The following is a 25,129-nucleotide window of genomic DNA, read 5'->3' as shown; positions in this document are numbered from 1 at the left end:
ACAGGGAATTTTTCACGATAGCAACAAATGAAAACCCGGAAGATGATGCAACTGAACATACTATAGTTAAAAATTCATCCTCGACCTGTTAACTAAACAGGTGATGGTTCCGGTTAGTATAACATTTCATTTTCGATAAAGACTCCGATGACTTTTTCGTGGTTTCAACTTAGCGCAGTAAAGTGATCGTTTTACGAGCCAGCCGCTTAGTGGAAGTGCGGAGCATCAGTTTATTATGCATAATGCGTTGGGTGAATATTTTGCCGATAAGATGCTTATCCTTTGACACCTCCCGGCCATAGCTTTACCAGTCGTCGCTCTTGATCATGCCGATGTTGAATTGCATGTGCAGTGGTAGCAGCTCCCGGCTGATTTCATCGGTTCGGGAGCCAAAATTGTTAGCCAGTATAACACCGCATTCTTTGTGTTGTACGCGTACCAAAGCAAGTGCTGCCGTGCTTTACTGCCAGCGAAACTCCTTTGCTCATCGAGTTCGCAAAAGAGCGCCACATCAGAATGGCCAACGGGCGAAGACGTGATTTGCTTTGGCGCAATTTTTTTAGTCCGGATGGCGGTGTTAATGTCAATTTTCTGTCTTCTGCCCGTATAGCTAAAGGTCATTTCAGTGATCTGCTCTTTAACTACCTGTATACGCGATTGTTAATGGGAAAGTGAGTTGAAAAATGCTGTGGCAAGCACGGCATCGAAATGCCTTTAGGGTTTTGGCCATGACGTTAAACCTGAGCAGGATGACAACGGTGGAAATGAACGTTAACGCTGACTATGAGATAGCCTTAATGTCACATTATACATCAGATTCAAACAATTAGAGGAATCTCCCTCATAAATGTAATTCAACGATGCAGCCCACTAATATTAATTTTACATTCGATAATGTTAGTGGGCTGTCTTTGCGAGTAGTAATTCACCTATTCCACGACAGGAATACGTTTTAATGTATGTAAGTAGTATTCTCAGATGATGAGAAGCGTAAGTGCATACTTATTCCACTGTAGGCCATGGACGATTTTGATTAACTTCTCCAATGTTCCCACCCTCAAATTCTGCCAGTGTACCACCGAACAGTTCCGGTAGATATTCCGCGAGTTCGGCGGCAGTGACAGGAGAATGAAAAGCCTCTGAATAACACTGTGAATTACCAGGGTTTCCCTGCCATTTAGAGTCCGGATCCCTGTAGCGAATAATAACAGAATGAGTTGGCTCTCCAAGCAGGTAACCGGTGTAATTACCCCATGTTATTACCGGTGGATGCTGTGGCAGAGCGGCCTGTTCGCTGTGTTTTTGTTGAGTATAATGCGTTGGTGCGAAAAAGACATAAGCATAACCATTACTATCTTTGAATTCATTAAGCATTCGACTGCTAACACTCCAGTAATCCAGTAAGGGTTGTACGCTATCAAGACTTGAAATATTACAGTTCACACTCAGTTCACGACATTCATACTCTCCAAAAACGACATCAGGAGAATCATTGCGTACGAATGTAATTGGTAACTTTATTCTCAAAATAAGCACCTCATGATTTTGTGCTTGCTTTGTATAAAGATAGTCCCTGCTACAACCATCAGATGCGACATCTTCGCCCCAGTTGGAAACTGATGTGGACATTGTCGGCCTGTAAAAATATACCTCTCCAGCTCTTTTAGTATTTCCTGTTATTATTTTGGTGTCATTATGTGAGGGCGCTAACACACCTGTTGTTTTTTGATTGTTGTAATAGAAAACACTGTTGTTACCCTCTATATATGGATTGCCTTGTGGGTCAGAAACATCCAGCTCCTTATCTAAAAATGGAATAGTATAAGAATACCGAAAAAGATCCTCACTTACATTCATATAGGCAACGACTGAATAATATCCGGCGACCTGAAAGATCCCCGTGACAATTGCATTTCTGTTCTGTGTAACATCTGGCTCAATTATTACAGAGTAATATTGTGCGTGCTGGTCAAACCCTCCTTGCGTTTGACCATTAATATATTTCTCATAAGCCCACGGCTCAGGTGGGTTTTCATCCCCGCTGTTCAGGGAAAAAAGTAGTTTCACCTGCTGAGTGACGCCATTAACACTCACCTGTGGAGGAGGGACCGGAATTTTCCACCCCTCTGGAGAACCGTCACCCCATGGGGCATAATAACGAAAAAAAATTACCGCTCGTTCACTTCTCGGGATTTCTATAGATTTAGTATAAACTGGAATTGTCATGATTGAGTATTTCCTCTGTTTGGTTTGAGTTTGTAAGTGTCGTATTTAACCCTGAAGCGCAACAATCATAAGCTATTATTTTCCCTGCGAAAAAAATCAACATGGGGGATGGTTTTCAGCGCTATATCTGTCGCTCACACTCGCTAAACTTACCACCATTATTGAACAGTTGTGTTGTGAAACACATTAGCAAAGCTACTTAAGAGCCTATCCCAATAGGATTTTATTCCAGACAATGACGCCGCAGGAAAAATGTAGCATCGCTTCATAATTTTCGACCTTCTTTTCCCAACGTGTCAGGACGCGGCGGTAGCGATTCATCCAACTGTGCGTTCTCTCCACAACCCAGCGATGAGCCATAAAATCCGTGTTTTTGATGGCTTCTGACTCCTCTTTCCGTGACTGGATATGAGGTTCATAGCGGCGGTCTTTCAGATACGCTTCCAGCCATCCGGCTTCATACCCTTTATCCATGCACAGGCGGAGCCTTCTGCCGGGTCTGCCCGCCTGAAGGGCGTCGAGAGTATCTGCAACCAGCTTTATGTCGTGGGTATTTGCACCGGCGACAACTACAGCAAGTGGCAGTCCGTTCGCATCCGTCATCAGGCTTCGCTTTACCCCCTGTTTCCCGCGGTCCGTGGGGTTGCGGCCTGTTTTTTTGAGCCAGACAGCGGTGATTTGGTCATACAGCCATCCATCGACAGCCACGACCAGTCAATAGCATCCAGTTGCTCACAGGCAAGCAGCCCGTTCTGCCAGAAGCGTTCAAACACTCCGGCATCCCGCCACTCCTGAAAGCGGCGGTGGGCTGAGCTTGACGAGCATATTCCTGTGGCATTCAGAGCATTCCACTGGCAACCCGTTCTGAGCACAAAGAAAATGGCATTCATTGCAGCACGATTATCAACGCGCTTGCGATGCGTACCCAATGGGTGCTGAGTTTTGTGTTCCGGGATGAGTCGAGCCATTTTTTCCCAGAGTTCATCGCTGATCTGCCACTTGTTGCCCGCCATACTTTGCTCTCAGAAATTGCCATCACTTATTACCTGACAATTCCTTTTGGGATAGGTTCTAAGTTACAGTACTTATAGCAACAGGGTATCCTTTTCTGCGACAGGATTTTGACATTTCTAGTAGCTGTAAAATCTCACACGTTACGCCTTTAATGCAATGTCTTTTAAAAATCAATGCATCTTGTTTAATAAATCATGTTTGGACAAAATAATCCCTTGAATGTTTCTATACCTCAGCTGGTTGCGCATCATAGTCATGCAAGGACAGGTGATCTCGAAACAACGGTTTTACTCGGTCCATTATCGCTGCATATTCTGGCGAAAATGAATGGTCATCCCTCCACCTGTGTCCAGAGGGATCCTCACAAGGGGCTATACAATAAATCATCACAATATTCTGACTGGGGTGTGCAAGTTTTTTGAGGACAGAATCAGGATGAAGTCGCCTTAAAATCATATGGTGTGTTGAAAAGTATTTTTAGCGCATGTTAAATGCGAAAGAATCCTACATGATTGTATGCTTTTACCTGAGTTCCTGGATGTGGCCCTTTATTTACAGCATGATAACCAACCAGCAATAGCACACACTAACCTAAAGTGGCCAACAGGCTGAGTATTAATACCCGGCAAGCAGTGCTGGCTGCCCCCGCCTTTATCTTTATTACGCCGGGGTTGAGTTTTTATATTTAAAGAATCCCCCCCCTAATAAAGCCTCATCTTATCGGGCAACGCAATCCCGGCATGACAATTTATTAATTCGGGGTTGCAGGCTTTATTAATTTAGTAACACATATCTATAACCTCCCCACACAGTTAAATTATTTTTAATGGGTGTGATATTTTTAAACAATCACAGTAACTGCCGAGCCATAACACATAGCCGGAGGGGAGCTTATTTAATATGCAGTTTAGAAAGATGCGTTCTGAATTCACAACATGTTGCTTTTATGCAACATGCAACATGCAACATGCAACATGCAACATGCAACATGCAACATGCAACATGCAACATGCAACATGCAACATGCAACGACAAATTTATTTCGAGTCGCCAGAAGAAAACAAACAGACCACAAACACATTGTGTAGGTTATTTTGATGCTGGTCGTTGGTTTTATTGAACAATTCATTGTCTTTGAGCACATAGGCTATCTTGATATAATTCACGGAAAACACCGTCTAACCATTAACAATGCCTGTACACATCGTCAACAGGCACAGCTTTACATTTTATGTACAAATAACAACCAGAGGCATCAGCATTGTTAAATTTTAAAAGAAATGCACGCATGTTAGGTTTGATCGCATGCTCTGTTTTAAACTCAGGGCATTCTAATGCTGCAGGCAATGACCTGAAACAGAAAGTTCAGTCCTATTCAGTAGGTTTGGGCGGCACACGGCTCATTTACCCTGAAAACTCAGGCGGCGTTTTCATGCAGGTTAACAACCCAAATGAATATCCGATGTTGGTCCAGTCTTTAGTTCTTGAAGAAAACAAATCGACGCCGGCCTCATTCATCGTTACGCCTCCAGTTTTTCGACTTGACGGGAAGCAACAGAGCCGCGTGCGAGTTATTATGAGCGGAAGCAGTGAACAGAACGACAGAGAGTCACTTAAGTGGCTTTGTGTTACAGGCATCCCCCCGGAACTTGGCGATGAATGGATTGACGATGCCGAAAAAAAAGCAGTTAAAGAAGCTGAACTTCAAATCAAGGTTCGAGTATCCCGCTGCATTAAGCTTCTGGTTCGTCCTGGAGATCTGCAGCAAAAGCCAGCTTTTGTAAAGGAATCAATTGCATGGGCACGGCATGGAGATAAAATTCAGGCAAGCAATAAAACGCCTTTCTTTATGTCGTTCGGAACATTGAAGGCGGGCAAGAACGAAATTGCGAATCCTGATTATATTCCCCCTTTTGGCACAAAAGATTTCACAATCCCTGCGGGCTCGTCTGGTGAGCTTAGCTGGACATTAATCACAGATGAAGGGAGTTCAAGCGGTCCATTCAGCGTTATGCTGCCGTAATGAGTCTTATTTCCGCGGCTTATCTGCAGACTGAGAAATGAAGTTTACTTTAATTTCAATAACGGCAAGTGTTGCCTGCATTCCAGGTTATTGCTACGCCGATAAATATGTATTCGATGAGAGTTTGTTAGGTGAAAACAGCAAAGGCATTGATATGTCTTTGCTCAATGAGGGCAGCCAATTACCCGGGACATACACTGTTGATATAGTGCTCAATGGCGATGTCGTTGAGACCCGGGATGTGGCTTTCATATCTGAAAAAACTGAAAATGCTAAAGTAGCCTCATTACAACCTTGTCTGAGCAGAGATGATTTGGAACGTTACGGTGTGAAGGTTGAGGATTACACTTTCTCTGAAAATGAAAGCGAGTGTAATGCTATTGCATCCATTCCAATGGCTTCTGCACATTTTGAGTTTAACAATCTGCAACTCTTAATCAACATACCTCAGGCCAGCATGCGCACTGCAATGTCAGGGCTTGCTCCGGAACAAATGTGGGATGATGGAATTCCTGTGTTTCAGCTTAATTATCGGGTAAACACGAGTAAAACCCTCAAAAACTCCGGAGGTACCGCAGGTGAGGTCAATACATATGGTCAGTTTGAGCCGGGTGTAAATTTCGGCGCATGGCGATTGCGTAACCAGACTAGCGGGCAGAACACTGATCAAAGTAAAAAGTGGCAAAACGTGTACACTTACGCCGAGCGTAATCTCAGAAAAATCAAAAGCAGGCTTACCCTTGGCGATCGTTATACACCCGGCAACATATTCGAAAGCATCCCCTTTCGCGGCACAATGCTTGCAAGCGATGAGAATATGGTTCCTTATAATCAACGCGCCTTTTCACCCGTCGTCCGTGGCATTGCGCGGACGCAGGCAACCATTGAAGTAAGCCAGAACGGTTATGTCATTTATAATGCCAGCATAGCACCAGGCCCCTTTGAACTATCTGACTTATCACTTCCGGGTTCATCAAACGGCAATCTGGATATTACTGTACGAGAAGCTGATGGTAAAAATCAGGTCTTCACGATCCCTTACCAGACACCGGCCATTTCGGTACGCAAGGGCTACACAGAGTACAGCATAATGGCAGGGCGTTACAGACCCGCGGATTCAGATATTCGCATGGCAAAAATTGCCCATGCCACTCTGATATACGGTCTTCCATTGAATATGACCCTTTATACAGGCCTTCAGATAGCCGAACACTATCGTGCAGGGGCTATCGGGCTTGGAGAGTCGCTAGGGAAACTGGGGGCAGTGTCTATAGACGCTCTCCTTGGTCAGGGGGAGATGCAGGGAAAGAATACCGAAGGCGGCACAGCCTGGCGCTTGCGTTACAGTAAATCTGTAGAATCAACAAATACTTCCTTCACCGCTACGGCAACACGTTTTACCAGCCGTAACTACCATTCTTTGTCTGAAGTTCTTGATAGCTGGAGAAACTCTCCATCTCAGGGAAACGGAATTCAGGACAACAGCAGTGACGCCAGAAAATCTGTCACATCCCTTCAGCTCAGCCAGCCGCTTGGGCATCTCGGTTTCTTAAGCCTTAACGCAAGCAGAACAAACTACCTCAGTCGTTCAGGGCAAGATAATTCACTCGGGCTCACATACAGCTTCAGTGTTTTTGGAGCATCCTTGTCTCTTGGTCTCTCTCAGGCAAGACGCGTAGACCGTGAAGGCAAAAACACGAAGGACAGGCAGGCCAGCCTGTCACTTAGTGTACCTTTTGAAGAGGTTTTCGGCAGTCAGGTCACCGCTACCTATCAGGCCACATCCCCCTCAGACCAGGGAATATCGCATGAGGCAGGACTCAATGGCTATGGGCATGATAACCAGTTGTACTGGGATATCAGAGAGCGATATCAGGAAGGACAATCAGACAGCAAAAGCAGTGCACTGCAAGTCTCCTGGTCAGGCAAGTTCGGACAGGCCGGGGGAAGTTACAGCTACAGCCCGTCAATGAGCCAGGCTGGGGCTCAGATATCCGGTGGCATGCTGCTTCACCGTAACGGCCTGACATTTAGCCAGACACTCGGGGATACTGTTGCACTTATTGAAGCTCCGGGTGCGGCAGGGGTCGCTGTCAATGGCTCATCCGGCGTAAAGACTGATTCAAGAGGGTACACCACCGTTTCATACCTCACTCCCTACCAGGTCAATACCGTCAGCCTTAATCCGGGGGATCTTTCTGAGAGCGTGGAACTGCCTCAGACAGATTTCAGGGTTGTTCCAACGCAAGGTGCTGTTGTCTCAGCAAAATTCATGCCGCGAGTAGGTCATAAGGCTCTCATGACACTGAAATACAAAGGCTATGAGGTAGTACCTTTTGGGGCGATCGTCAATGTAGCAGAGCATCAGTCCGCTGCTGGAATAGTGGGTGACAAAGGGCAGGTATATATGACGGGCTTACCTGATGAAGGAAAACTGGTAGTAAAATGGAAGAATGGCACGTGTACCAGTCTATACAGTTTAGCTGACATTCCGAAAGAGGCGGGAATGTATAAATTAAATGTGCAATGTGACTGAGGTAATAAAAAACAGTGGATGAAATTAAGATGTCGAAATCAGTGATATTAATGTTACTTCTTTGTACATTATCCTTAATTATGTTCCGCAGCGTGGCGAACTCAGCCGAGCCGCTGACAATAAAAGTCAGACCAACCTCTTCACTCATGGCTGGACAGATATCAGACGGAACCCGAATTGCTATAGTTCAGTTTACATACAATGGGAAACACAAAGGTTTCCGGGCATGGATTAACACGCAACATTCCGCAATGCTGGACAATACATATACAGTCAGGGGGCTCTATAATTCAGATAATATATTGCGAGTTCGAATTCAAAAAAATAACGCGCGATATGACAATGAAAGTGCAGGAGGGGTGTTGATTTTTACCCCAAATTACCAGAGCACATTTTCTGTCGTGGCTCATGGAAACCAAAAAATAAAGTCAGACAGGTATTTAATCGAATTGAATGGGAGTGTCATTTTCATATAATTACCTTGCCTCATGTTTAATATTGAATATGATGCGAGTTTTTTTGGATGGCGTTTTTTGCTATATTATGAAAGCAGTAAAAGCAAGAAACTTCCAAACATCAGTCTAAATACTTTTATCGGAGTATACGTATGAATATCAGTAAGTCGAAAGTAGCAGCTGCTTTAATTTTTTGCTCTGCCGTAAATGCATATGCGCTGGTTCCGGAAAGCGCAATTACAACGCAACAATTTCAGGTAAAAGTAACTGAGACTTTGCCAGCTGTCAGCTTTAACGTAACGCCAGGAGATACTCTTGAGACAGGAACACTGCCTTCAGGTACGAATCTGGCCAATGCAACGTTATCTCTTGGTGGTAAGCTGGGGCATGCGCAGTACGCAGCAATACGGTTCGATCCGACAAAAGGTACACAAGACCCAATGAGTTATGCGATCAGGACTTATTCAGGTAAGGCTAATTCAGCAAACAAACTTACAGTTACATTTTCTTCTAATATCTTAGTGTCTCAGGCAAACGATGGCTGGATGATTTTCGCTGATACCGACGTCATGCAATATGATATCGCAATAAAAACCAGTGGAACTCAAAATGTTGCTCCTGACACATATACAATGTATGTGGATGCTGGTATTTACGCCATTTAGTCAGAAATGTGAGACAGTCAGGTCTATTAATAAACATGGATGCCGTTACATTTGGCAGCGTTATGTAAGTATGTACTCGCGAAAGTTAATCAAGAGTAGAAACTATGCGCTTTTCAAAAACAGCCTTCTCGATGGCGCATCTTTTTGTGGCGAAAAACTGTCCTGAGCCATACGTACACGATTCATCTGTATGCAGGTGTGTATACTGAATGGCAATCGTTTTTTCATTGAAAATGTAGAGAAAAGTTATTCAGTGAATAAAGGCGAGCCTCATAGTCATTGCTCTTCGGCTACTCCTTAGTCACTCTCTTATATAGTGAGTATGCCCCGGTTGTCGGGGAGTCATATACAAAATTATAGAATAGGATTTATAGTATGAACATCATTCGCAATAAACTAATTAAAACAGCAATTGCATTTAGCCTGATGTCACAGTGCAGTGTCCATGCAGCAATTCCTGGTGAAATTGTTTCCAGTTCTGTTGTTTCTAAACAGTTTGATGTAAAAATCATCAATAAATTACCTGCCGCAACACTAAAAATTAATCAAACATCACTTCTACAATCAGGTATTGTTGCAGATAAAACCCCGGTTGCACAACTTGTGATGATGCTTAGCGAAAAGCTAACAGGAATGCAGAGAGCTGCTATTCGCTGGACGCCATCAAAAGCAACAATTGGTCAATCTCCAGACAAGGCATCATTTAATGGCGTTAATAACCCCAACAACAAACTGAACGTTGTTTTCAGCAGTCCTTCTACGATTGAAAATATTGAGATCGATGGCTGGTATGCAAGCGGCTCACAGGGGCCTTCAATTGACTTCTCGGTATCGACAGATGGTGAACAAAATCTGGCAGCCGATCAGTACAATCTTTATCTTGATGCTGGTGTGTTCACCATGTAATTAAAGAATGAGTGGCATTATCTAATTTTGCCACTTTTTTTTAAAAAATTGCGCCTCGAAAACTAACTGGTCTAAAATGCAATTTATAAAATACATTGTTATGTCAATAGTTATAATTTCATCCGGAAATGCAGTTGCCATTCAGGGAGATATTGTTGGTGACTCAGTTATTTCTAAAAGTTTTGACATTAGATTTCACGAAAAAACCAGTCCTGCAAGAATCTCCCTGTCACCCGTACGCATTTTAAGTGAAGACGACTTAACAGAAAGTACTGTGGTAGGAAGTGGGCAAATCGATCTGGGGAGAGCGCTGAGTGAAAATCAAAGCGGCGCGATTCGCTGGAATCCTTATCATGGTAAACAATTCGGTGAATCAGCCAGCATCACTTATTCAGGCGATAACAATCCGGACAACAAACTGACAGTGACGTTTGACGATGGTAGCTGGAAAAGTGCGGGTACCGAAGGATGGCACATTAACTCTTCAGCCGAAAAAATAATCAATTTTGTCATTAAAAAAGTTGGTTCAGAAAAAACACCTTCAGACACTTACACAATGTATCTGGATGCAGGTATTTTTTCATACTGACACCGTCTTCAAATAGGGAGTGTTCAGATGCTTGTTTTGAACACCCCCTTCTTTTCTTTCATACAGCACAACGATTGGCATTATTATTTTAAGATATAGCAATGCTGAATTAATTAGATTCCTTTCATTATTAAATATGGAATGAATGTGCACCAGCACCGGTTTTAAGATCTGGCATTGTCTGAACTAATCATGGCAACAACAGGAAAATTAAAATAAGAACGATCGTAATTATTTACTTTTTATTAGTAATGCTGAGGCAGTTTCTTCATTTCAACTAACTTACCACGCTGCATAATGATATAACCTCCGACTGAGAGATCTTTCAACACTTTGTTGAGCGAACTTCTTGAGATGCTACTTCTGCCCATTACAAAGTCAAAAACAGAAATTTTTTGACGATCTTCAGGCGGATAATACCATAAAATCTCCAGATGGCTCTTTATGACTTCATAAACAGTACTCCCGGAGACAGCTTCATCTCTTCGGTAGTAAAACTGAGCAGCTTGACACAAAACTTTTGATGTTTCACGCCATAAGTTTGATTGTTCTATGTGGTTAAGTAAGGATTTCCGGTTAAGTGCAATAATTTGACACTCAGTTACAGTTGAGAGGTAATGATAGTAGATCCCAGAAAAAAGACTCGTAAGACCAAGAACTGACGGGCCTTTAACAGTAAGAACAATAATATCATCGTGTTTGCGTCTGACATTCACGGTCCCTGACTGGATTATGTATACAAACATATCCTTTTTATCGTCAAAGAGAATTTTCTGGTTCCCCGCAGCATATACAGTGTGACTGTCCTTGCAGACAGACAACTGCTCAATGAAGTTTCCATCTAAGTTAAGGTCCATGTACTTATCCATATAAGTGTCTCACCTGAGGTATTAATAAGCACATGATAACGTCTTACCTTATGACTTAAAGTTTATTTTACGCCAATCAAATGTGTAAAAATAAAAAACATTGCGATATAATAAGCCTGCTAACAACAATCATGATTCATGAAAATAAAATCCATGCATTAGCTTTTTTACAGCGCATGCTTTAAATACTTATTTCAAGCAGGAATTAAGTGTCAGTATTTTCTGGAGATATGTTATATTTTAACTTCGCCCAATTTTCGCAGATGGTTTACTTTCGGGAAATCACTCCGCACGAATCGCAGCAAGCCAGGATGCTGAAATTAAACAATCTCCCTTCCTGTATTAATATGTCACCATGTTTTTTTATACCTAAGGTTTGATTGATATCAATTTTCTATCTGATATAATCCTCACAAGAAAAGTCACGAATAAAGCTAAAAACCAACATATGAAAAAGCAAACAAACAGCTACCATCATAATGCACAACTCGCTGCCAGTTATGAAAGAAAACATCAGTACTGTAACGCAGCGTTGCACTGGAAAATTGCGGCTCAGTTTGCAAAGGGAAGCAATATTAAATGGTGTGATGACCGTTTAGATATGTGTACACACATATCGGAAAATGTTACACCACTTGCTTTGCTCCTGAAAAAAAAGCAAGATGAGGACAATGATTTATACAGAAGCTCATCATGACACTAATTGCTTCATTAATTTACATAATTTTTTCTGCAGAGCACGCCTGAAGCCAGTCAGCACACTTTGCAGTCCTGTCTCAATAAGGCTTTATTTCAGGCAATGAGGCAAAATGCAACATGGCCTCGTAATTTTCTGCGCCCTCCTTTTTTCCTATCGTGTCAGGACACGGCGAAAGCGATTCAGCCAGCGATGAGTTTTTTTACTGCAATCTGACTCTTATGCTGAATATGCGGGCTAGTAACTGCGACTTGTAGATATGTGCCAGCCGGCACCGTAACCGTTGCCCGGCCAGAGTCTGTTTTTTTGTCCTGGACGCCCCGTCTGAAGGACGTAAAGCGTATCCGCAACCATTTTCACCTTTAGAAACGATCATTCACGACATTCTGACGAGCCCTTCTGGGATAGGCTCCTAAAATGCGTTAAAATGTGCTGCCACTTCTGCCTTGGCAGTATAATCCCTGTTCACGCAGCAATTATACTGCCTCCCTACATTGCACCGGAGCAGTCAATTTCGTCCTCTGAGCAGAGTGAGTACTCACCTCAATACAACACAGATGCTCCCGTTTTAGTCTTGTATTCAAACCTGAATCCGATCAGCAGAATCACACCGCTTGTTAAAAAGTGAAGACAATGGATGGATAGTGACTCTGTCCTGCCAGGCGTTCTGTCTGACTGCCATGAAAGCGCACAAGCTATGTTGTACAACTCAGCTAATTTACATAGCCCCCGGGCAGCATGAGCCACTGAACGTTTTCCACCTTTAAAAGTATACAGTGAAGATAAGCTTACATAATGATTACGCTCATGGCTTCATTTCATCTGAAGCAAGAAGTAACACTCGCGAGTGACGCAACATGCAGAACTGACTTATTGTCGTCAAATATCTTAAGATATTCGCACGCTGGTAAAACTTTGCAGTGGATCTCATTCAGTGGTACTGGCGGCCACTGTAGATGAGGCTACTTTTCGCCATCATTCAGCCACAGCGAAATGAGTCCACGGTAAAAATTCTCCACGCAAATATCTGCCTGCACGGGTAAAGACTCGCCCCGCAACTGTAAAAGCAACCAGGTCGGTGACAGCTGCAAGCTCTGCTGCGGAGTAACTAAATACTCATGCTGCTTAAGGGAAAAGAGATTGCGCAAGGCCCCCCCGGCAGTAGGAAATTTGACGCCAAAACGCCATTCTGCTTCCAGGATCAGTTCCTCAATATCCTCACCACAGAATCCGAGCTCTGAAACAAGCCGTGTTTCCGCCGTAATAAAAGCAGGGCAACTGTCGCTGCAACTACGGATAAGATGGATAACCTCCGCGAGAGAGGGAGGCAAACTATGCATGCCCCCTCCCCTCATTTTCTGTTGTTTATTCACTCCCGGGGCCCGGGAGCCTGCGCTATTTAGGCTAAACGGGTCGGCAAGTGTCAGGATGAATGAAGGGTACATGAATTCCTCTTTACATGTTGATGTCATGGCAGATTCATTTCCGGCCACCATCTATATAGAATTATTACTGATATAATCCCGTATATTATGTGCACTAAAACCAGCCCGCACTGGCAGCGCCCGTAATGCCCATAATAAAGAGACGAACAACGCAGGCGCTGCAGAACGCACGGAAGGGGCTGAGACAGGTAGCGGTGATGCGTTACCGTGCTCATCGCCCATGAATCTTATGTTATGATACATATCCGCTTTTGATGCTGACATCCATCTGCGGGCGCGGTGCAGGAATGGCGCTTTCGTCAAGCCCGCGCTTGATGGCTTCCGTCAGGTCAAACCAGACGTCCCAGTAAAGGGCAGTATCTGTCCAGCAGCGCACAACGAAGTTCAGGGCCGGCGGAGCTATCTCATTCAGTCGTACCGTGATGCCATTTTCCTGAATAATGCGGGTATCGGCCATAACGACATCACTCAGCACGTGCTTCACCAGCTCAATATTGGCAGACCAGGCAACGGATACGGTGATATCCACCCTGCGCTGCGGCTCGCGCGAGAAGTTGATGATGTCCCCAGCGATAATTTTGCCGTTCGGCACGATAATGATTTTGTTGTCGGGCGTGCGCAGGGTAGTGGAAAAGATATTCACCCGGTCAACTGTTCCGGCCACCCCGCCCACATCAACAAACTCACCTGCACGCAGAGGACGCAGTGACACCAGCAGCACACCGGCCGCAAAGTTTGACAGCGAACCCTGCAGGGCAAGCCCCACAGCCAGACCAGCGGCCCCCATAACAGCAATGACCGACGTGGTCTGTACACCCAGACAGCCGAGTACGGCAATACCCGTGAAGGCCACAATGGTATAGCGGACCATAACAGCAAGAAAGCCCGATACCGTCAGGTCAATGCCGCGGCGTGATAGTACACGGTCCAGCGTAGCGCTGATAATGCGGGCTAATATTAGTCCGGTTATCAACAGTACTGCGGCCGAAATAAAATTGACCGCGTATTCGGTTAATAAACTTTGATTTTTCACAAGCCACTTAGCGGCCCTGCTTGCTTCATCTGAAATATTAATTTCTTTCATGTGTTTCTCCATTTGAAATTCCACCCTGACGGGCGCTTGTTGAAAATAAGTTCAAGTGGCTACATTCCCGTTCGCTGGAATAGCAAACCACATATATCATCCATAAAAAGAGGTAAATATGACAAAGGTAGCAAGAAGTAACGCACTTAATATCCACGAAAGTAAATCTCGTATCCTTACCCCGGAAAACATTTTTTTATTTTACAATGACTACACCGCTCGGCATTCGTTGCCATAAACGCTCTGCGATGAGTGCATTGGTTGACGATTTCTGTATGCATATGGCTCTCCACATTTATAAAAAACTTATAGCAGAACTTCTTTATTTATTTGGTTTCGCACTTTTATATTATCTCTGCATCCACATGCCGCACCTGACTATTCTGAATGATAGTTGGTATCAGGGGTGAGCTAAAATTAACGATGAATATTATTATTCCGTTATCACTGGTTTGCATTGCTCAATATTTAGCGGCAGCCATGTGGCTTTTTTCATTTAATCCAGTGCCAGGTGCGTATTACCATGAAAAACGCCGGTTGTTCAGTGAACCAGCCAAATGTTATTACCCAATCTCGATGGATGTTATTAGGTGATCTCTCTGACTGGTAATACACACCAGGTTGGTGGTCAGCATGCAAAGACTGCCGGCCTGCAATTTAAGACGCGCAAGAATGGCAGAAAACGCCTGCGTGTCAGCGTCCACCATATGCAGGATAACGTGATATTGCCCCGCTGTACCGTAGATAGGGACAGCGTCAGGTATCGAGGCGAAGGCTTGGTGCCATCACCAGGGCAAGATTACGAAAGCCCGCATCCTGCAAGGACTGACGCGAGGTAGTTTCTGTCCATCGCGGCTTTTCGCATCTTTCTTCTCAATCCTGCTTTGAACTCTTTGTGGTTGGTCAGAATATTTACAGCTACATGTCTTATTCCCGAGAATAATTCAGCTGCATTCCCTCTTCTTATTCTGCAGTCGTCCTCATTCATTGCTACATCCAGACGCCAGTGTAATTTGTTTTCTACGCACCAGTGATTTCTCATTGCTGTCGCAAAATTCTCTGCCGTTAAATCCGCTGAGCTTATATAATATCGAATCTGCATTTCAGGTTCTTTTTGTTTTTCTTTTATTTCTGACCGAAATGAAACCGCCACACATAACTTCCGCAAACCTTTCCATGCAAATGTAAAATCAATCAGCTCGTCAGGTACATCACTGACAATATGGAGTCGTATTTCTTCTCTGCCATGGCTTTTTTCTGATGTTGTATAACTGTCATATTTGGGGTTATTTATTTCTTTTAAAGGAAAATGCTCTTCAAATGCTTTATTCAGTTTCCTCTGATTTCCTTTAACTGAAAATAAATAATCACCTTCCTGATTACGTATTTTTTCTGCTATATCTTTTTGGCATCCCATAGCGTCTGTTGTGATCAACTTTCCTTTGATATCCAGCATGTTAACCAGCTCAGGAATGGCTGTTATCTCGTTGGATTTCTCATCAACTTTTATCTGTCCCAGCACGAGGCTGTTCATCGTAGAAAAAGCACTGATAACATGAATGGCACCCCGGCGGCGACTCCTGTCATAAGAACCACGAAGCGTCTTTCCATCAATAGCAATAATATCGCCATCATCTGAAGAATGACAATCGCGCATCCAGTTTATGAAACACTCATGAAATTTATTAGGATTAATGCAGGACACCACTCTGGCAATGGTATCATGGACCGGAATACCATTTTCAAAGTCACCATATCCCTTTAAAAAATCAATGTGAGCCTCCCCGAAATCCTGAATGTCCTCCCATCCTTCTGCGCCAGAAATAACAGCACATATCGTCAAAAGTAGAATGTCGGATAATTTATGATCCACTTTCCAGGATTGTCTGTAGTCAGGGATTATCGTGATATGAGCCATTAATTTCTCAAGTTCCATTCTTATTGTCCTTAATATTATTAATGGGTTATTTGATCACATAAGGAGATTAAAAACCAGGATTGCACATCATTTTACTGCATCTTTAATGAACAAAAAATGCACATATTTTAGTTCAAAAAATGTACTTTCGTGATCTTTCCCTGGCCCGCTCCGGCAAAATCTATGCGCGGACGCAGAGCTGGAGAAGAAAGAGCGCCCCTTCAATAGCCACGGCACAGTAAGGATTAAGGTGAAATAACGGGATAGCTGGATTGCCCATTTAATCTATTAATAACTTTCAGGTACGCTACCGCCCCTCGCTGTTTACCTTCAAGGTGACCAGAACGCACACGGTCAGGCTGCCAGTTTGTTGGTTTCTTTAGCTGAACTCACGCCACGGAAGGCGTTCAGCAAAGAAAAGTAGACAGAAAAAACCATCCCGCTTGCCACTAACATGAACATACGTTAGGGGCAGCATTCAGAATGAATTATGTTGCAGTCCTCATGGTGAAGGGGAAACTTTATGTAAGACTATTTTTGTATCAGTGCAATGCGTTAGCATGGCCGTTGTCTCATGACATGCACGCTTTCAACTGAACAATTAGACGCATTACCTATCCCGGCTCAGTATCGCTAATGCCGCAGAAGGCTGACGTGAAATGCCCTTCGCTGCTTTGACCCGCCTGGGTGCTCTCGACTAACGTATTTATCGAAAGCAGCAGTTACGCCAGCACACTGTTTATATTAATTTCAATTATCGTCACTTTTTGGGGCCCGTGAATCGTTACTGCCAGTGAAATCACCGGTGAGCATCAGTTTTAAGAGCTCACTGATTTGCCAGAGAGAGAATTAAGAAGCAAATTTGAACGGAACTTTTCTATCTTTTACTGAAAAAATGACTCATTTAATCTCCGGCATTTCAGGGAAAAGGTAAACGTGAAGCATGCAGGTCAACGGTGAGTAACGTGATATATCGAAGTCTTTGAAAATATATAGGTATAATATACAGCCACGATGCAGGGTGCTATAATTAAGAACCTTTATTATTACGCATTGCATTCTATCAAAATGGTTATTTGCTTTTTTGCATGAATGGCATTCGTTGCCTTCTGATTAGATTCCTCTTTTTGCCTATGCCACCTCAGGAGGGGCGTTAAAATGAGTTTCCACAGGAAGCAACGAAGTCGCCGTCAGCGATGCGCACCGGTCAGGTATGCACTGACAGGGGAAAGATGATTGCAGGACATCTGAGGTGCCATCTGTTGATGTTGGCGCCAGTAATATATGACGGTAATTCGCCATTAGTATGGTCCGCCCCACCCGGCATGTTGTTTCCTTGAGGTTGTCACACCAGAAAGGACATCAACATGCTGAGCAGAGAGGTTTTACATGATAAAGCGCAGATGCTCCAGCAGGGTGGGTACATTGTCGATATTGGGAGTCAGGTTGGTTGCGCTGAGCGGACTTTCAGGCGCTATCTCAAAGACCCTGAACCGCCAGCAAGAAAGACTCGCCACAAAATGGTTCAGCTGAAACGATAGATTACATCGACATGCGTCAGGCAGAGGATGTCCGGGAGAGTGAAGTCATCCTCGCGGAAATAAAGGTAATGGGATATATGGGCGGACGTTACATTCTGCGTTACTACATCCAGCCCAAACGTAAAATTCGACCATCAAAAAGAACGGTTCGCTTCGAAAATCAGCCAGGGGACCAGCTCCTGCACGACCGGGGCGAAGTCGATGCAGAGGTTGCCGGGCAGCGGTATAAAGTTAACTTCGCGGTTAATACGCCGGGGGTTCTCCCGACGCTTCCATGTCTTCCCCGCGCCAAAGCAGGATGCAGAACACACCTGTGAGTCGCTGGTTCGCGCCTTCCCGAACTTCGGTGACGGTGTGAAAACGGTTCTGGTTGATAACCAGAAGGCGGCGGTGCTAAAAAATAACAACGGAAAGGTGGTATTCGACTCCGGGTTCCTGTTGCTTGCCGACCACTATGACTTCCTGCCACGGGCCTGACGTCCGCGCAGGGCCAAAACCAAAAAAACCTCTTCGTCCGATACAGCAGGTTCGACAGCTTCACCCATATAAACCCGCAGCTGGAGCATTGGATAGCCGATGTTACTGATAAACGTGAGCTTCGTCAGTTCAGACAAACACCAGAGCAGCGCTTCGCGCAGGAGAATCTGCAGCCGTTACCCGATACCTGCTACTTCGACATCCGCCATGTGTCCTGGGACAGCTATATAGAGGTTGGCGGCAATCGTTACAGTGTTACCGAAATGCTGTGCGGTCAGCCGGTCTCGATACGTATATTGCTGGATGATGAGCTGAGGATTTACAGTAATAAGCAGCAGGTGGCATCAGATCGACTTTGTTTAGCATCGTCCACTGAGTGCCTGAGAGGCCCCTCTTGCCCTTGCCAGTGCGCTCAGCGGGGGAACCTGAAAAAGAGGGTGGCGCTACGGCTTCCACCGCCTGACTTTAAAGATGTTTTTGATTTTTAGTTGCCGTAACGCCATGCTACTGATTGTGCTTAATTTATAATGAGATGTAAATAATCCTGAAGCAAAAAAAATCCCATACCTCGTGGTGATTTAACCCTTATCTGAGCGATAATAGTAAAATTAACCCCTAATTTGGTGTGTTTTTTTTACACTCATTAATGATTATTAATGACATTGATTTTGTTTGTTATTTGATTTATTTAATTTACCGTTAATTGATTCGGTATTCATTCCCTGACATGTTGCGCACTTACGTTACAGCAATCTATTACTGCACGCCGGGATGGATTAAAACATCATCTTCACTTTCCCGACGTGTATATCAACAGGGAATGCTGTGCTTGATGAAAAGCAGAGGACGACAAACCAGAATGAAGCCATACAGCGAATTCAGCCACCTGGCAGAGCGTGCGGTCAAAACGGAACAGATGGGTAACTATGCAGATGCCGCGCGTTTTTGGCACGATGCTTCAATGGCTGCCAGGGTAAGGGCTAATCTGGAGTGGGCTCAGGCAAGAAAGGCATACTGCGAACAGCGCTGTGTTCGCGGTTATAACTTCAAACAATCTGAACAGTGAAACAGATACTGCAGATGAGGTGCAGGGTGCTAAAGAGCAACCCATAGAGCAAATTTTAACATCCATTCCGCTTGCAGCTTGCATCGTCTGGCTCAGACGAGTTCAGAATGTGCGGTGTAAGCATTCCTTAACGTCGTCGACAGTTACTCCCCTGCGTGGAATGCAGAGAGCGCAAGGGGGTTCGTCTAAAATTGGCTATATGACAGATTTTTATAATGAAGCAGACTAAAACGCCCCCGAAAAGTTCGGCGCAAAATAACGCTTCTAATTTTCATCTGGTATAACGCACCTTATTCACCTGTAGCCATACAGGGGGGGGCTACGCCCCTATTGATTAGAGCAAACCTCATGTCTGTGGGATGCAGCTTGATTCTGAAAGTCTGATATTTTTATCCCCCACTCTTATTGAGTGATGGATATTTTGTCGAATACGCCAGATATACCTCCAGACTGCATCCCCCTATCGTGTAAGCATCCCTGCAAATCAGACCATTCACTTTTAGAGATCTTCCGACATACTGATTAGTAAGCGTACAGCGAGGGCCGTATTGACGGGGATGTGTTATTCAGTTACCAGCGCTATGCGCCAGGGAAGCAGTTCGCTGACCCGGTTGACCGGCCAGTCTGCGATGACGCCAAGCACATGGCGAAGGTAGCTTTCTGGATCCACCCCGTTCAGTTTGCACGTCCCGATCAGGCTGTACAGCAGCGCTCCCCGCTCACCACCATGGTCAGAGCCGAAGAACAGGAAGTTTTTACGACCCAGACTGACCGTCCGCAGGGCATTTTCAGCGATATTATTGTCTGCTTCGGCCCAGCCATCGTCCGCATAGTACGTCAGTGCCTGCCACTGCTTAAGTGCGTACGCGAACGCTTTCGCCAGCTCTGAGTGTCGCGACAGCGGTTTCGTTTTTCGCTGACGTTCAGTAAGCCGCTGCTCCGCAGGCATTCCCCTTATATCCGCCTCTATGGCGTACAGCTCGCCGATACGTTTCAGGGCGTCTTCCGTCAGCGCTGACGGGGTGCGGACGTGCACATCGTGGATCTTTCGGCGGGGATTAGCCCAGCAGGCAGCTTCCGTTATCCGGCCATTTCGGTACAGCTCGTTGAACCCGGCGTACGCATCCGCCTGCAGCACACCGCTGAAGCCGGCAAGATGGGTCTGCGGATGGATGCCTTTTCTGTCCGGGCTGTAGGCGAACCAGACCGCCGGCGCCAGCGCTGACCCTGCGTTGCGGTCGTCACGAACATACGTCCACAACCGTCCTGTCTTCGTCTTCTTATTGCCCGGCAACAACACCTGGACCGGGGTGTCATCCGCATGGTGTTTGCCGTCGGTCAGGACATAGCCCTGAAGCGCCTCTTCCAGCGGGGACAGCAGCCGGCAACATGCATCCACACAGCCCGACAGCAGTGAGCGGCTCAGCTCCACACCCTGCCGGCCGTATATCTCTGACTGGCGATATAGCGGCGTGTGCTCTGCATACTTCGAAGTCAGCACGCGGGCCAGCAGCCCCGGTCCGGCGATCCCCCGCTCGATGGGCCGCGAAGGCGCAGGGGCCTGCACGATGGCATCGCACTGAGTACAGGCATGTTTTTCCCGCACCGTCCGGATAACCCGGAAGGCGCTGCGCATCAGCTCCAGCTGTTCGGCGGTATTTTCGCCCAGATAACTCAGCGAACCGCCGCAGTCCGGGCAGCACGACTCCGCAGGCAGTAGTCGCTTTTCGTCACGGGGGAGTGATTCGGGGAACGGTTTACGTGTACGGGTCTGACGCAGCGGGCGCTGTACTGCCGGGTCATCCACCCGACCGGTCAGCGTATCGCTCTCTTTCTGCAGCCGGTTCAGATCGGCTTCCATCTGTGCGATACGGCGGGATACCTTTTCGGAACGACTGCCGAAGTTCATCCGACGCATCTTGTCCAGTTGCGCCTGCAGGTGGTCTATTTCGCGTTCACGATCGGCCAGTTTTTCCAGCAGAGCACGGTTCAGCGCTTCCTGTTCGGCCAGGCGCTGTTTCAGTAGAAGGATGTCGTCAGGAGAGGTGTCGTTCATAAGCCCGCATTTTACCAGGCTTATTCAGTGACAACCAGGATAAAGAGATTTACAGCATGGTCAGGGAGGTCAGCAACCGTTTAGGCTGACGCCAGTCGATACCTTCCAGCAGCATCGCCAGCTGCGCTGGCGTCAGGAACACTTTGCCATCACGGGCTGACGGCCAGGCGAAGCGGCCGCGCTCCAGCCGTTTGGTCAGCAGACACAGCCCGTCACCGGTAGACCACAGCAGTTTGACCTGGCTGCCGCTGCGGCCCCGGAAGATGAAGACGTGGCCCGACATCGGATCATCTTTCAGCGCTGTCTGCACCTTTGCGGCGAGGCCGTTGAAGCCGTTTCGCATATCGGTGATACCGGCGACCAACCAGATCTTGGTTCCTGATGGTAGTGGGATCACCGTTTGAGCTCCTGTATCAGCAGGTTCAAAATAGTTTCGCTGATGGCTCCATTCAGACGGAGTGAACCGTGCCGAAACGTCACTTCACAGCTGATATTGAGTGATTCAGGTACCGCCGTTACAGGCTGTGACCGGGTGGACATTGCAGGGACATCTTCAGCATCAAGCGTTATCGGCAGCAGCTCAGGCACGCGATTCTCTGTTGTTGCAGGAGGTCGGAGTTTTCCTTCACGCCAGTACTGGCGCCACTTGAACAGCAGGTTGTCGTTGATCCCATGCTCACGTGCGAGTTGTGCTACGGAGATCTCTGGTCGGTGTGAGAGTTCAACCATTTTGATTTTGAACTCAACGGGATAATTAGGGCTTTTTTTACGCACTGTGGTTAATGATTTCATGGATAGTGTCCGCCATATTTAGTGTCCACTATCCTCTCAGGAATTTCAGGATCTACCAGACGGTGCTGGGACGACGCTTACAAACAAACCTGACCTGTTATCAACGCTGGAACATGAAAACGTTCGCGGCAGCAAATACTACCACTGATACGGAAGCCAATAATGAACCATCTTTATGAACAACTGACGGAACTGAAACTCACCGGCTTCCGGGATGCACTAAAAAACCAGATCGCGCAACCTGGCGCATACCAGGAGCTGGGGTTCGAGGAACGTCTGTCGTTACTGGCTTCAGAGGAACTGACCTGTCGCGAAAACAGGAAAGCAGAGCGCCTGGTGAAACAGGCGCGGTTCAGGCTCAGCGCCGAGTTATCAAAACTGGATTACCGTAGCAGCAGAGGCCTGGATAAGGCTCTCATCCGTTCACTCGGTCAGGGAAACTGGCTGAACCTGAAACAAAACCTGTTGCTGACGGGGGCGACAGGCAGTGGCAAAACGTATCTGGCCTGCGCGCTCGGTCATAATGCCTGCCGACAAGGATATAAGGTCTATTACTATCGTTTGAAAGCACTGATGGATCTGTGTTACCAGGGGCATGCGGACGGACGATACAGCAAACTACTGACAAAACTGAATCACAGCGATCTGCTGCTTCTGGACGACTAGGGGCTGGAGCACCTGTCGTCAGAACAACGCAGCGACCTCCTGGAAATAGTGGATCTGATGTACCAGCGAGGCTCAATCATCGTCGTGAGCCAGTTGCCGGTGGAAAGCTGGTACAAGATGATCGGGGACTCAACGCATGCTGATGCGATCCTGGATCGCCTGGTTCACGGGAGTATCAAGATAGAACTTAAAGGGGAATCAATGCGAAAAATGCAAACCACGTTGACCGAAGGAGATCAGTGAAGTTAATGTAAAAATGGTTCTGTGAAAGTGACACGAACCGATCTCCATCAATGTTACTCACCGATCTCCTTCATGGTAATACGCAGCGTCCACAGGTGGCTGTCCCTCTGTGCGACGTTGCTTGCGCAGGAGACCCCACACGCGTCGATAACCATAACTCGGCATGTCGCTGATAAAATCGTTGTAGTGCTTTGAGAGACCGGTTAGTGATAAGCTTTCGCAGGCGAAGCATCTTCGTATCAAAAATAATCTATTGAAAATACTGAAGTTGCAGTAAAGCTACCGGCTTGAGGGGGGAACTGCGGTCCTTGTCCGACGAGACCTGCAGAAAAGGTAAATACGGTAATGCCCCCAACCTGGCCTTCTGGAACGCCCGGGACCAATTCCACGGGTTTTGACGCTGTTCCTGTGTTTAGCCTGCTGCCGTCAGCGTCGTAAAGCACAACGCTTGCTCCCTTTGCTGTTCCGACGATGCCTATTGTTCCCGCTTCTCCGGTAAGTGCATCTCCTGTGAACGTTACAACTCCGTTACTAAATCCTGCGCATTTTTCAACATTGATGGTGAAGATTACTGGAGTGGTCATACCAGTATTGTTGTTCTTCCTTATGTCGGAAATGTCAATACTGCCCAGATTGATTGTTTGATCGACAGAACCCGTTGAAATTGTGCAGCTTGGTGAAACTACCTTGCCTGAAAAATATATATTAGCTATATTCCCGGCTAGCACATTAATCGAGTATAGAGCACTTAATACAATGGCGTGCAAGGTGTGTTTATGCATGAAATTACCTGCGATTGCTGTGTAAACCCTTGATAGTGTTGTCTCAGAGCGGTTGATTATCATACTGCACCTAACAAAATTAGAACTGATAAAATAATTATCGAATAATTCGCACTGCAGTATGATTAGACTTCTGCAGGATTATTTGCATCAATGAGTAGCAAAGAAGTAATATAATCAATCTTATACTATCAGTCCTTTGATGTGCGTGCCGATATGATAATGAACATCTTTACGATCTTTTATGTACATTTATTCATGTAGTCGCTTGGGGGGGCATTTACAGGTGCGTCTTAGAACCTGCCCCGGAGAGATTGTCAGAATGCCGTGAATGATAATTTCTGAAGGTGAAAATATGACAGGCAGAAGATGGCTGATCAGCAATGAACTCTGGAATAAGTGGCACCACTTATCCCTTAGCGCAAACCCAGTCACCCGCCCGACACTCATCGTAAACGTAAGGTGTATTCGAACATTTCTGGCAGTGGTCTGCAAGCATCTTGACAGCATTGACTGGTCCCGGTTGTCGATTGACGGTTGCATCACAAAATCGGCGCTCTCGGGAACCCAAAAACAGGCCGCAATCCCATGGTGAACCCAGCCGTAAAGCGCAGCTTGATTACGGAAGCCTACGGGCTTTCTCTGTCGCTGGGTATCGTAGCAGCGAACACGCACGACAAAGTGGTTGCGGATGCAATCGATGTCCTTCAGACGAGGCATCCGGGACAAAAAATCATGCACTGGCCGTACAACAGTTACGATGCAGGCTGGCTAAAACATATCTAAAGAGTAGCCACTACGAGCCACATATTCAGTCTCGTGAAGAGACGTCAGATTCCAGTAAAAACGCTTACCTCAAAGGCCATCATTGGGGCGTCGGAGAGGACTCATCGCTGAATTAATCGCCCTGCCGCGATGGAGAAAGAAGCCCGAAAATCACGAGGCCATGTTGCATGTTGCGTGTGGTGGAAATAAGGTCATGTTGAGACAAGCTCTTAGAGTAACACCGTATAAATAATGATAGTCGCAGTGAGGAGGGGTATAAAAACATCGAGTGATGTCTACATTCAAAAAATTGT

At 45.9% G+C, this 25,129-nt stretch carries 19 protein-coding genes and 3 pseudogenes; 11 read left to right on the top strand and 11 right to left on the bottom strand.

Going from position 1 to position 25,129, the window contains the following annotated elements:
- Window positions 1-169: 169 nt before the first annotated feature.
- From OVA10_RS23540 to OVA10_RS23530, 3 genes and pseudogenes are all read right to left on the bottom strand, one after another.
- Window positions 170-785: pseudogene (locus tag OVA10_RS23540) on the bottom strand (IS1 family transposase).
- Window positions 786-1,002: 217 nt separating this feature from the next.
- Window positions 1,003-2,226, bottom strand: coding sequence for a hypothetical protein (locus OVA10_RS23535; RefSeq protein WP_268197025.1), 1,224 nt, complete (start codon window positions 2,224-2,226; stop codon window positions 1,003-1,005).
- A 207-nt stretch (window positions 2,227-2,433) separates the two neighbouring features.
- Window positions 2,434-3,239 (bottom strand): IS5 family transposase gene (locus OVA10_RS23530; RefSeq protein ID WP_268197024.1). Its coding sequence is split into 2 segments (ribosomal slippage): window positions 2,434-2,886 and window positions 2,889-3,239, totalling 804 coding nucleotides; the frame shifts between segments, so codons are not numbered across the junction.
- Window positions 3,240-4,528: 1,289 nt separating this feature from the next.
- Between OVA10_RS23530 and OVA10_RS23525 the strand changes: the two genes are divergently transcribed.
- The 6 genes from OVA10_RS23525 to OVA10_RS23505 all read left to right on the top strand — a co-directional run bounded on the left by OVA10_RS23525 (window position 4,529) and on the right by OVA10_RS23505 (window position 10,414).
- Complete coding sequence (locus tag OVA10_RS23525; RefSeq protein WP_268197023.1) at window positions 4,529-5,263, top strand: fimbria/pilus periplasmic chaperone; 735 nt, start codon at window positions 4,529-4,531, stop codon at window positions 5,261-5,263.
- Window positions 5,264-5,300: 37 nt separating this feature from the next.
- On the top strand, window positions 5,301-7,799 hold the full coding sequence (locus OVA10_RS23520) for a fimbria/pilus outer membrane usher protein (RefSeq protein WP_268197022.1): 2,499 nt from the start codon (window positions 5,301-5,303) through the stop codon (window positions 7,797-7,799).
- A gap of 29 nt (window positions 7,800-7,828) precedes the next feature.
- Entirely contained in the window at window positions 7,829-8,275 is a 447-nt protein-coding gene (gene afaD / locus OVA10_RS26240) for an AfaD family invasin (protein WP_442788020.1), read from the top strand.
- Window positions 8,276-8,406: 131 nt separating this feature from the next.
- Window positions 8,407-8,919 (top strand): hypothetical protein, encoded by a 513-nt coding sequence (locus OVA10_RS23515; RefSeq protein WP_268197021.1) that lies wholly within the window; start codon window positions 8,407-8,409, stop codon window positions 8,917-8,919.
- A 375-nt stretch (window positions 8,920-9,294) separates the two neighbouring features.
- Window positions 9,295-9,825, top strand: a complete 531-nt coding sequence (locus tag OVA10_RS23510) for a hypothetical protein (RefSeq protein WP_268197020.1) — start codon at window positions 9,295-9,297, stop codon at window positions 9,823-9,825.
- Window positions 9,826-9,901: 76 nt separating this feature from the next.
- Window positions 9,902-10,414 (top strand): hypothetical protein, encoded by a 513-nt coding sequence (locus OVA10_RS23505; protein WP_268197019.1) that lies wholly within the window; start codon window positions 9,902-9,904, stop codon window positions 10,412-10,414.
- A 245-nt stretch (window positions 10,415-10,659) separates the two neighbouring features.
- Here OVA10_RS23505 and OVA10_RS23500 read toward each other — a convergent pair whose 3' ends face one another.
- Window positions 10,660-11,283 carry a helix-turn-helix domain-containing protein gene (locus OVA10_RS23500; protein WP_268197018.1) on the bottom strand — a complete coding sequence of 208 codons (624 nt, stop codon included), beginning with the start codon at window positions 11,281-11,283 and terminating at the stop codon, window positions 10,660-10,662.
- 448 nt (window positions 11,284-11,731) lie between these two features.
- On the opposite strand from OVA10_RS23500, the gene OVA10_RS23495 reads away from it, so the two are divergent.
- Complete coding sequence (locus OVA10_RS23495) at window positions 11,732-11,980, top strand: ANR family transcriptional regulator (protein ID WP_268197017.1); 249 nt, start codon at window positions 11,732-11,734, stop codon at window positions 11,978-11,980.
- A gap of 962 nt (window positions 11,981-12,942) precedes the next feature.
- Here OVA10_RS23495 and OVA10_RS23490 read toward each other — a convergent pair.
- The 3 genes from OVA10_RS23490 to OVA10_RS23480 form a co-directional block, all read right to left on the bottom strand.
- Complete coding sequence (locus tag OVA10_RS23490) at window positions 12,943-13,320, bottom strand: hypothetical protein (protein WP_268197016.1); 378 nt, start codon at window positions 13,318-13,320, stop codon at window positions 12,943-12,945.
- Between the two features lie 337 nt (window positions 13,321-13,657).
- Window positions 13,658-14,509 (bottom strand): small-conductance mechanosensitive channel MscS, encoded by an 852-nt coding sequence (gene mscS, locus OVA10_RS23485; protein WP_268197015.1) that lies wholly within the window; start codon window positions 14,507-14,509, stop codon window positions 13,658-13,660.
- Between the two features lie 799 nt (window positions 14,510-15,308).
- Window positions 15,309-16,445, bottom strand: coding sequence for an ISAs1 family transposase (locus OVA10_RS23480; RefSeq protein WP_268197014.1), 1,137 nt, complete (start codon window positions 16,443-16,445; stop codon window positions 15,309-15,311).
- A 1,349-nt stretch (window positions 16,446-17,794) separates the two neighbouring features.
- Here OVA10_RS23480 and OVA10_RS23475 point away from each other — a divergent pair.
- Both OVA10_RS23475 and OVA10_RS23470 read left to right on the top strand, forming a co-directional pair.
- Window positions 17,795-18,819: pseudogene (locus tag OVA10_RS23475) on the top strand (Mu transposase domain-containing protein); the annotation flags it as partial.
- 485 nt (window positions 18,820-19,304) lie between these two features.
- Window positions 19,305-19,511 (top strand): ANR family transcriptional regulator, encoded by a 207-nt coding sequence (locus OVA10_RS23470; RefSeq protein WP_268197013.1) that lies wholly within the window; start codon window positions 19,305-19,307, stop codon window positions 19,509-19,511.
- A gap of 562 nt (window positions 19,512-20,073) precedes the next feature.
- On the opposite strand, the gene tnpC is transcribed toward OVA10_RS23470, so the two are convergent.
- The 3 genes from tnpC to tnpA are packed head-to-tail and all read right to left on the bottom strand — an operon-like array spanning window position 20,074 to window position 22,359.
- The gene (gene tnpC / locus OVA10_RS23465) at window positions 20,074-21,567 is read right to left on the bottom strand and encodes an IS66 family transposase (protein WP_268197012.1); all 1,494 of its coding nucleotides are present in this window, start codon (window positions 21,565-21,567) and stop codon (window positions 20,074-20,076) included.
- Between the two features lie 49 nt (window positions 21,568-21,616).
- Window positions 21,617-21,964: an IS66 family insertion sequence element accessory protein TnpB gene (gene tnpB / locus OVA10_RS23460; RefSeq protein ID WP_042922210.1), complete on the bottom strand. Its 348-nt coding sequence runs from the start codon at window positions 21,962-21,964 to the stop codon at window positions 21,617-21,619.
- A complete protein-coding gene (gene tnpA / locus OVA10_RS23455; RefSeq protein ID WP_268197011.1) occupies window positions 21,961-22,359 on the bottom strand; it encodes an IS66-like element accessory protein TnpA in 399 nt (132 codons plus the stop codon). Before tnpA ends, tnpB begins: the two co-directional genes overlap by 4 nt.
- 162 nt (window positions 22,360-22,521) lie before the next feature.
- Here tnpA and istB point away from each other — a divergent pair.
- Window positions 22,522-23,268 (top strand): annotated as a pseudogene (gene istB, locus OVA10_RS23450) (IS21-like element helper ATPase IstB).
- 239 nt (window positions 23,269-23,507) lie between these two features.
- Here istB and OVA10_RS23445 read toward each other — a convergent pair.
- Window positions 23,508-24,113: a fimbrial protein gene (locus tag OVA10_RS23445; protein ID WP_268197010.1), complete on the bottom strand. Its 606-nt coding sequence runs from the start codon at window positions 24,111-24,113 to the stop codon at window positions 23,508-23,510.
- A 525-nt stretch (window positions 24,114-24,638) separates the two neighbouring features.
- On the opposite strand from OVA10_RS23445, the gene OVA10_RS26235 reads away from it, so the two are divergent.
- Window positions 24,639-24,836, top strand: coding sequence for a hypothetical protein (locus OVA10_RS26235; RefSeq protein ID WP_442788018.1), 198 nt, complete (start codon window positions 24,639-24,641; stop codon window positions 24,834-24,836).
- Window positions 24,837-25,129 lie beyond the last annotated feature (293 nt).

This window comes from Lelliottia sp. SL45 (assembly GCF_026672535.1).
Taxonomy (GTDB): Bacteria; Pseudomonadota; Gammaproteobacteria; order Enterobacterales; family Enterobacteriaceae; genus Enterobacter; species Enterobacter nimipressuralis.
This window is presented reverse-complemented; position numbering and strand designations above follow the sequence as displayed.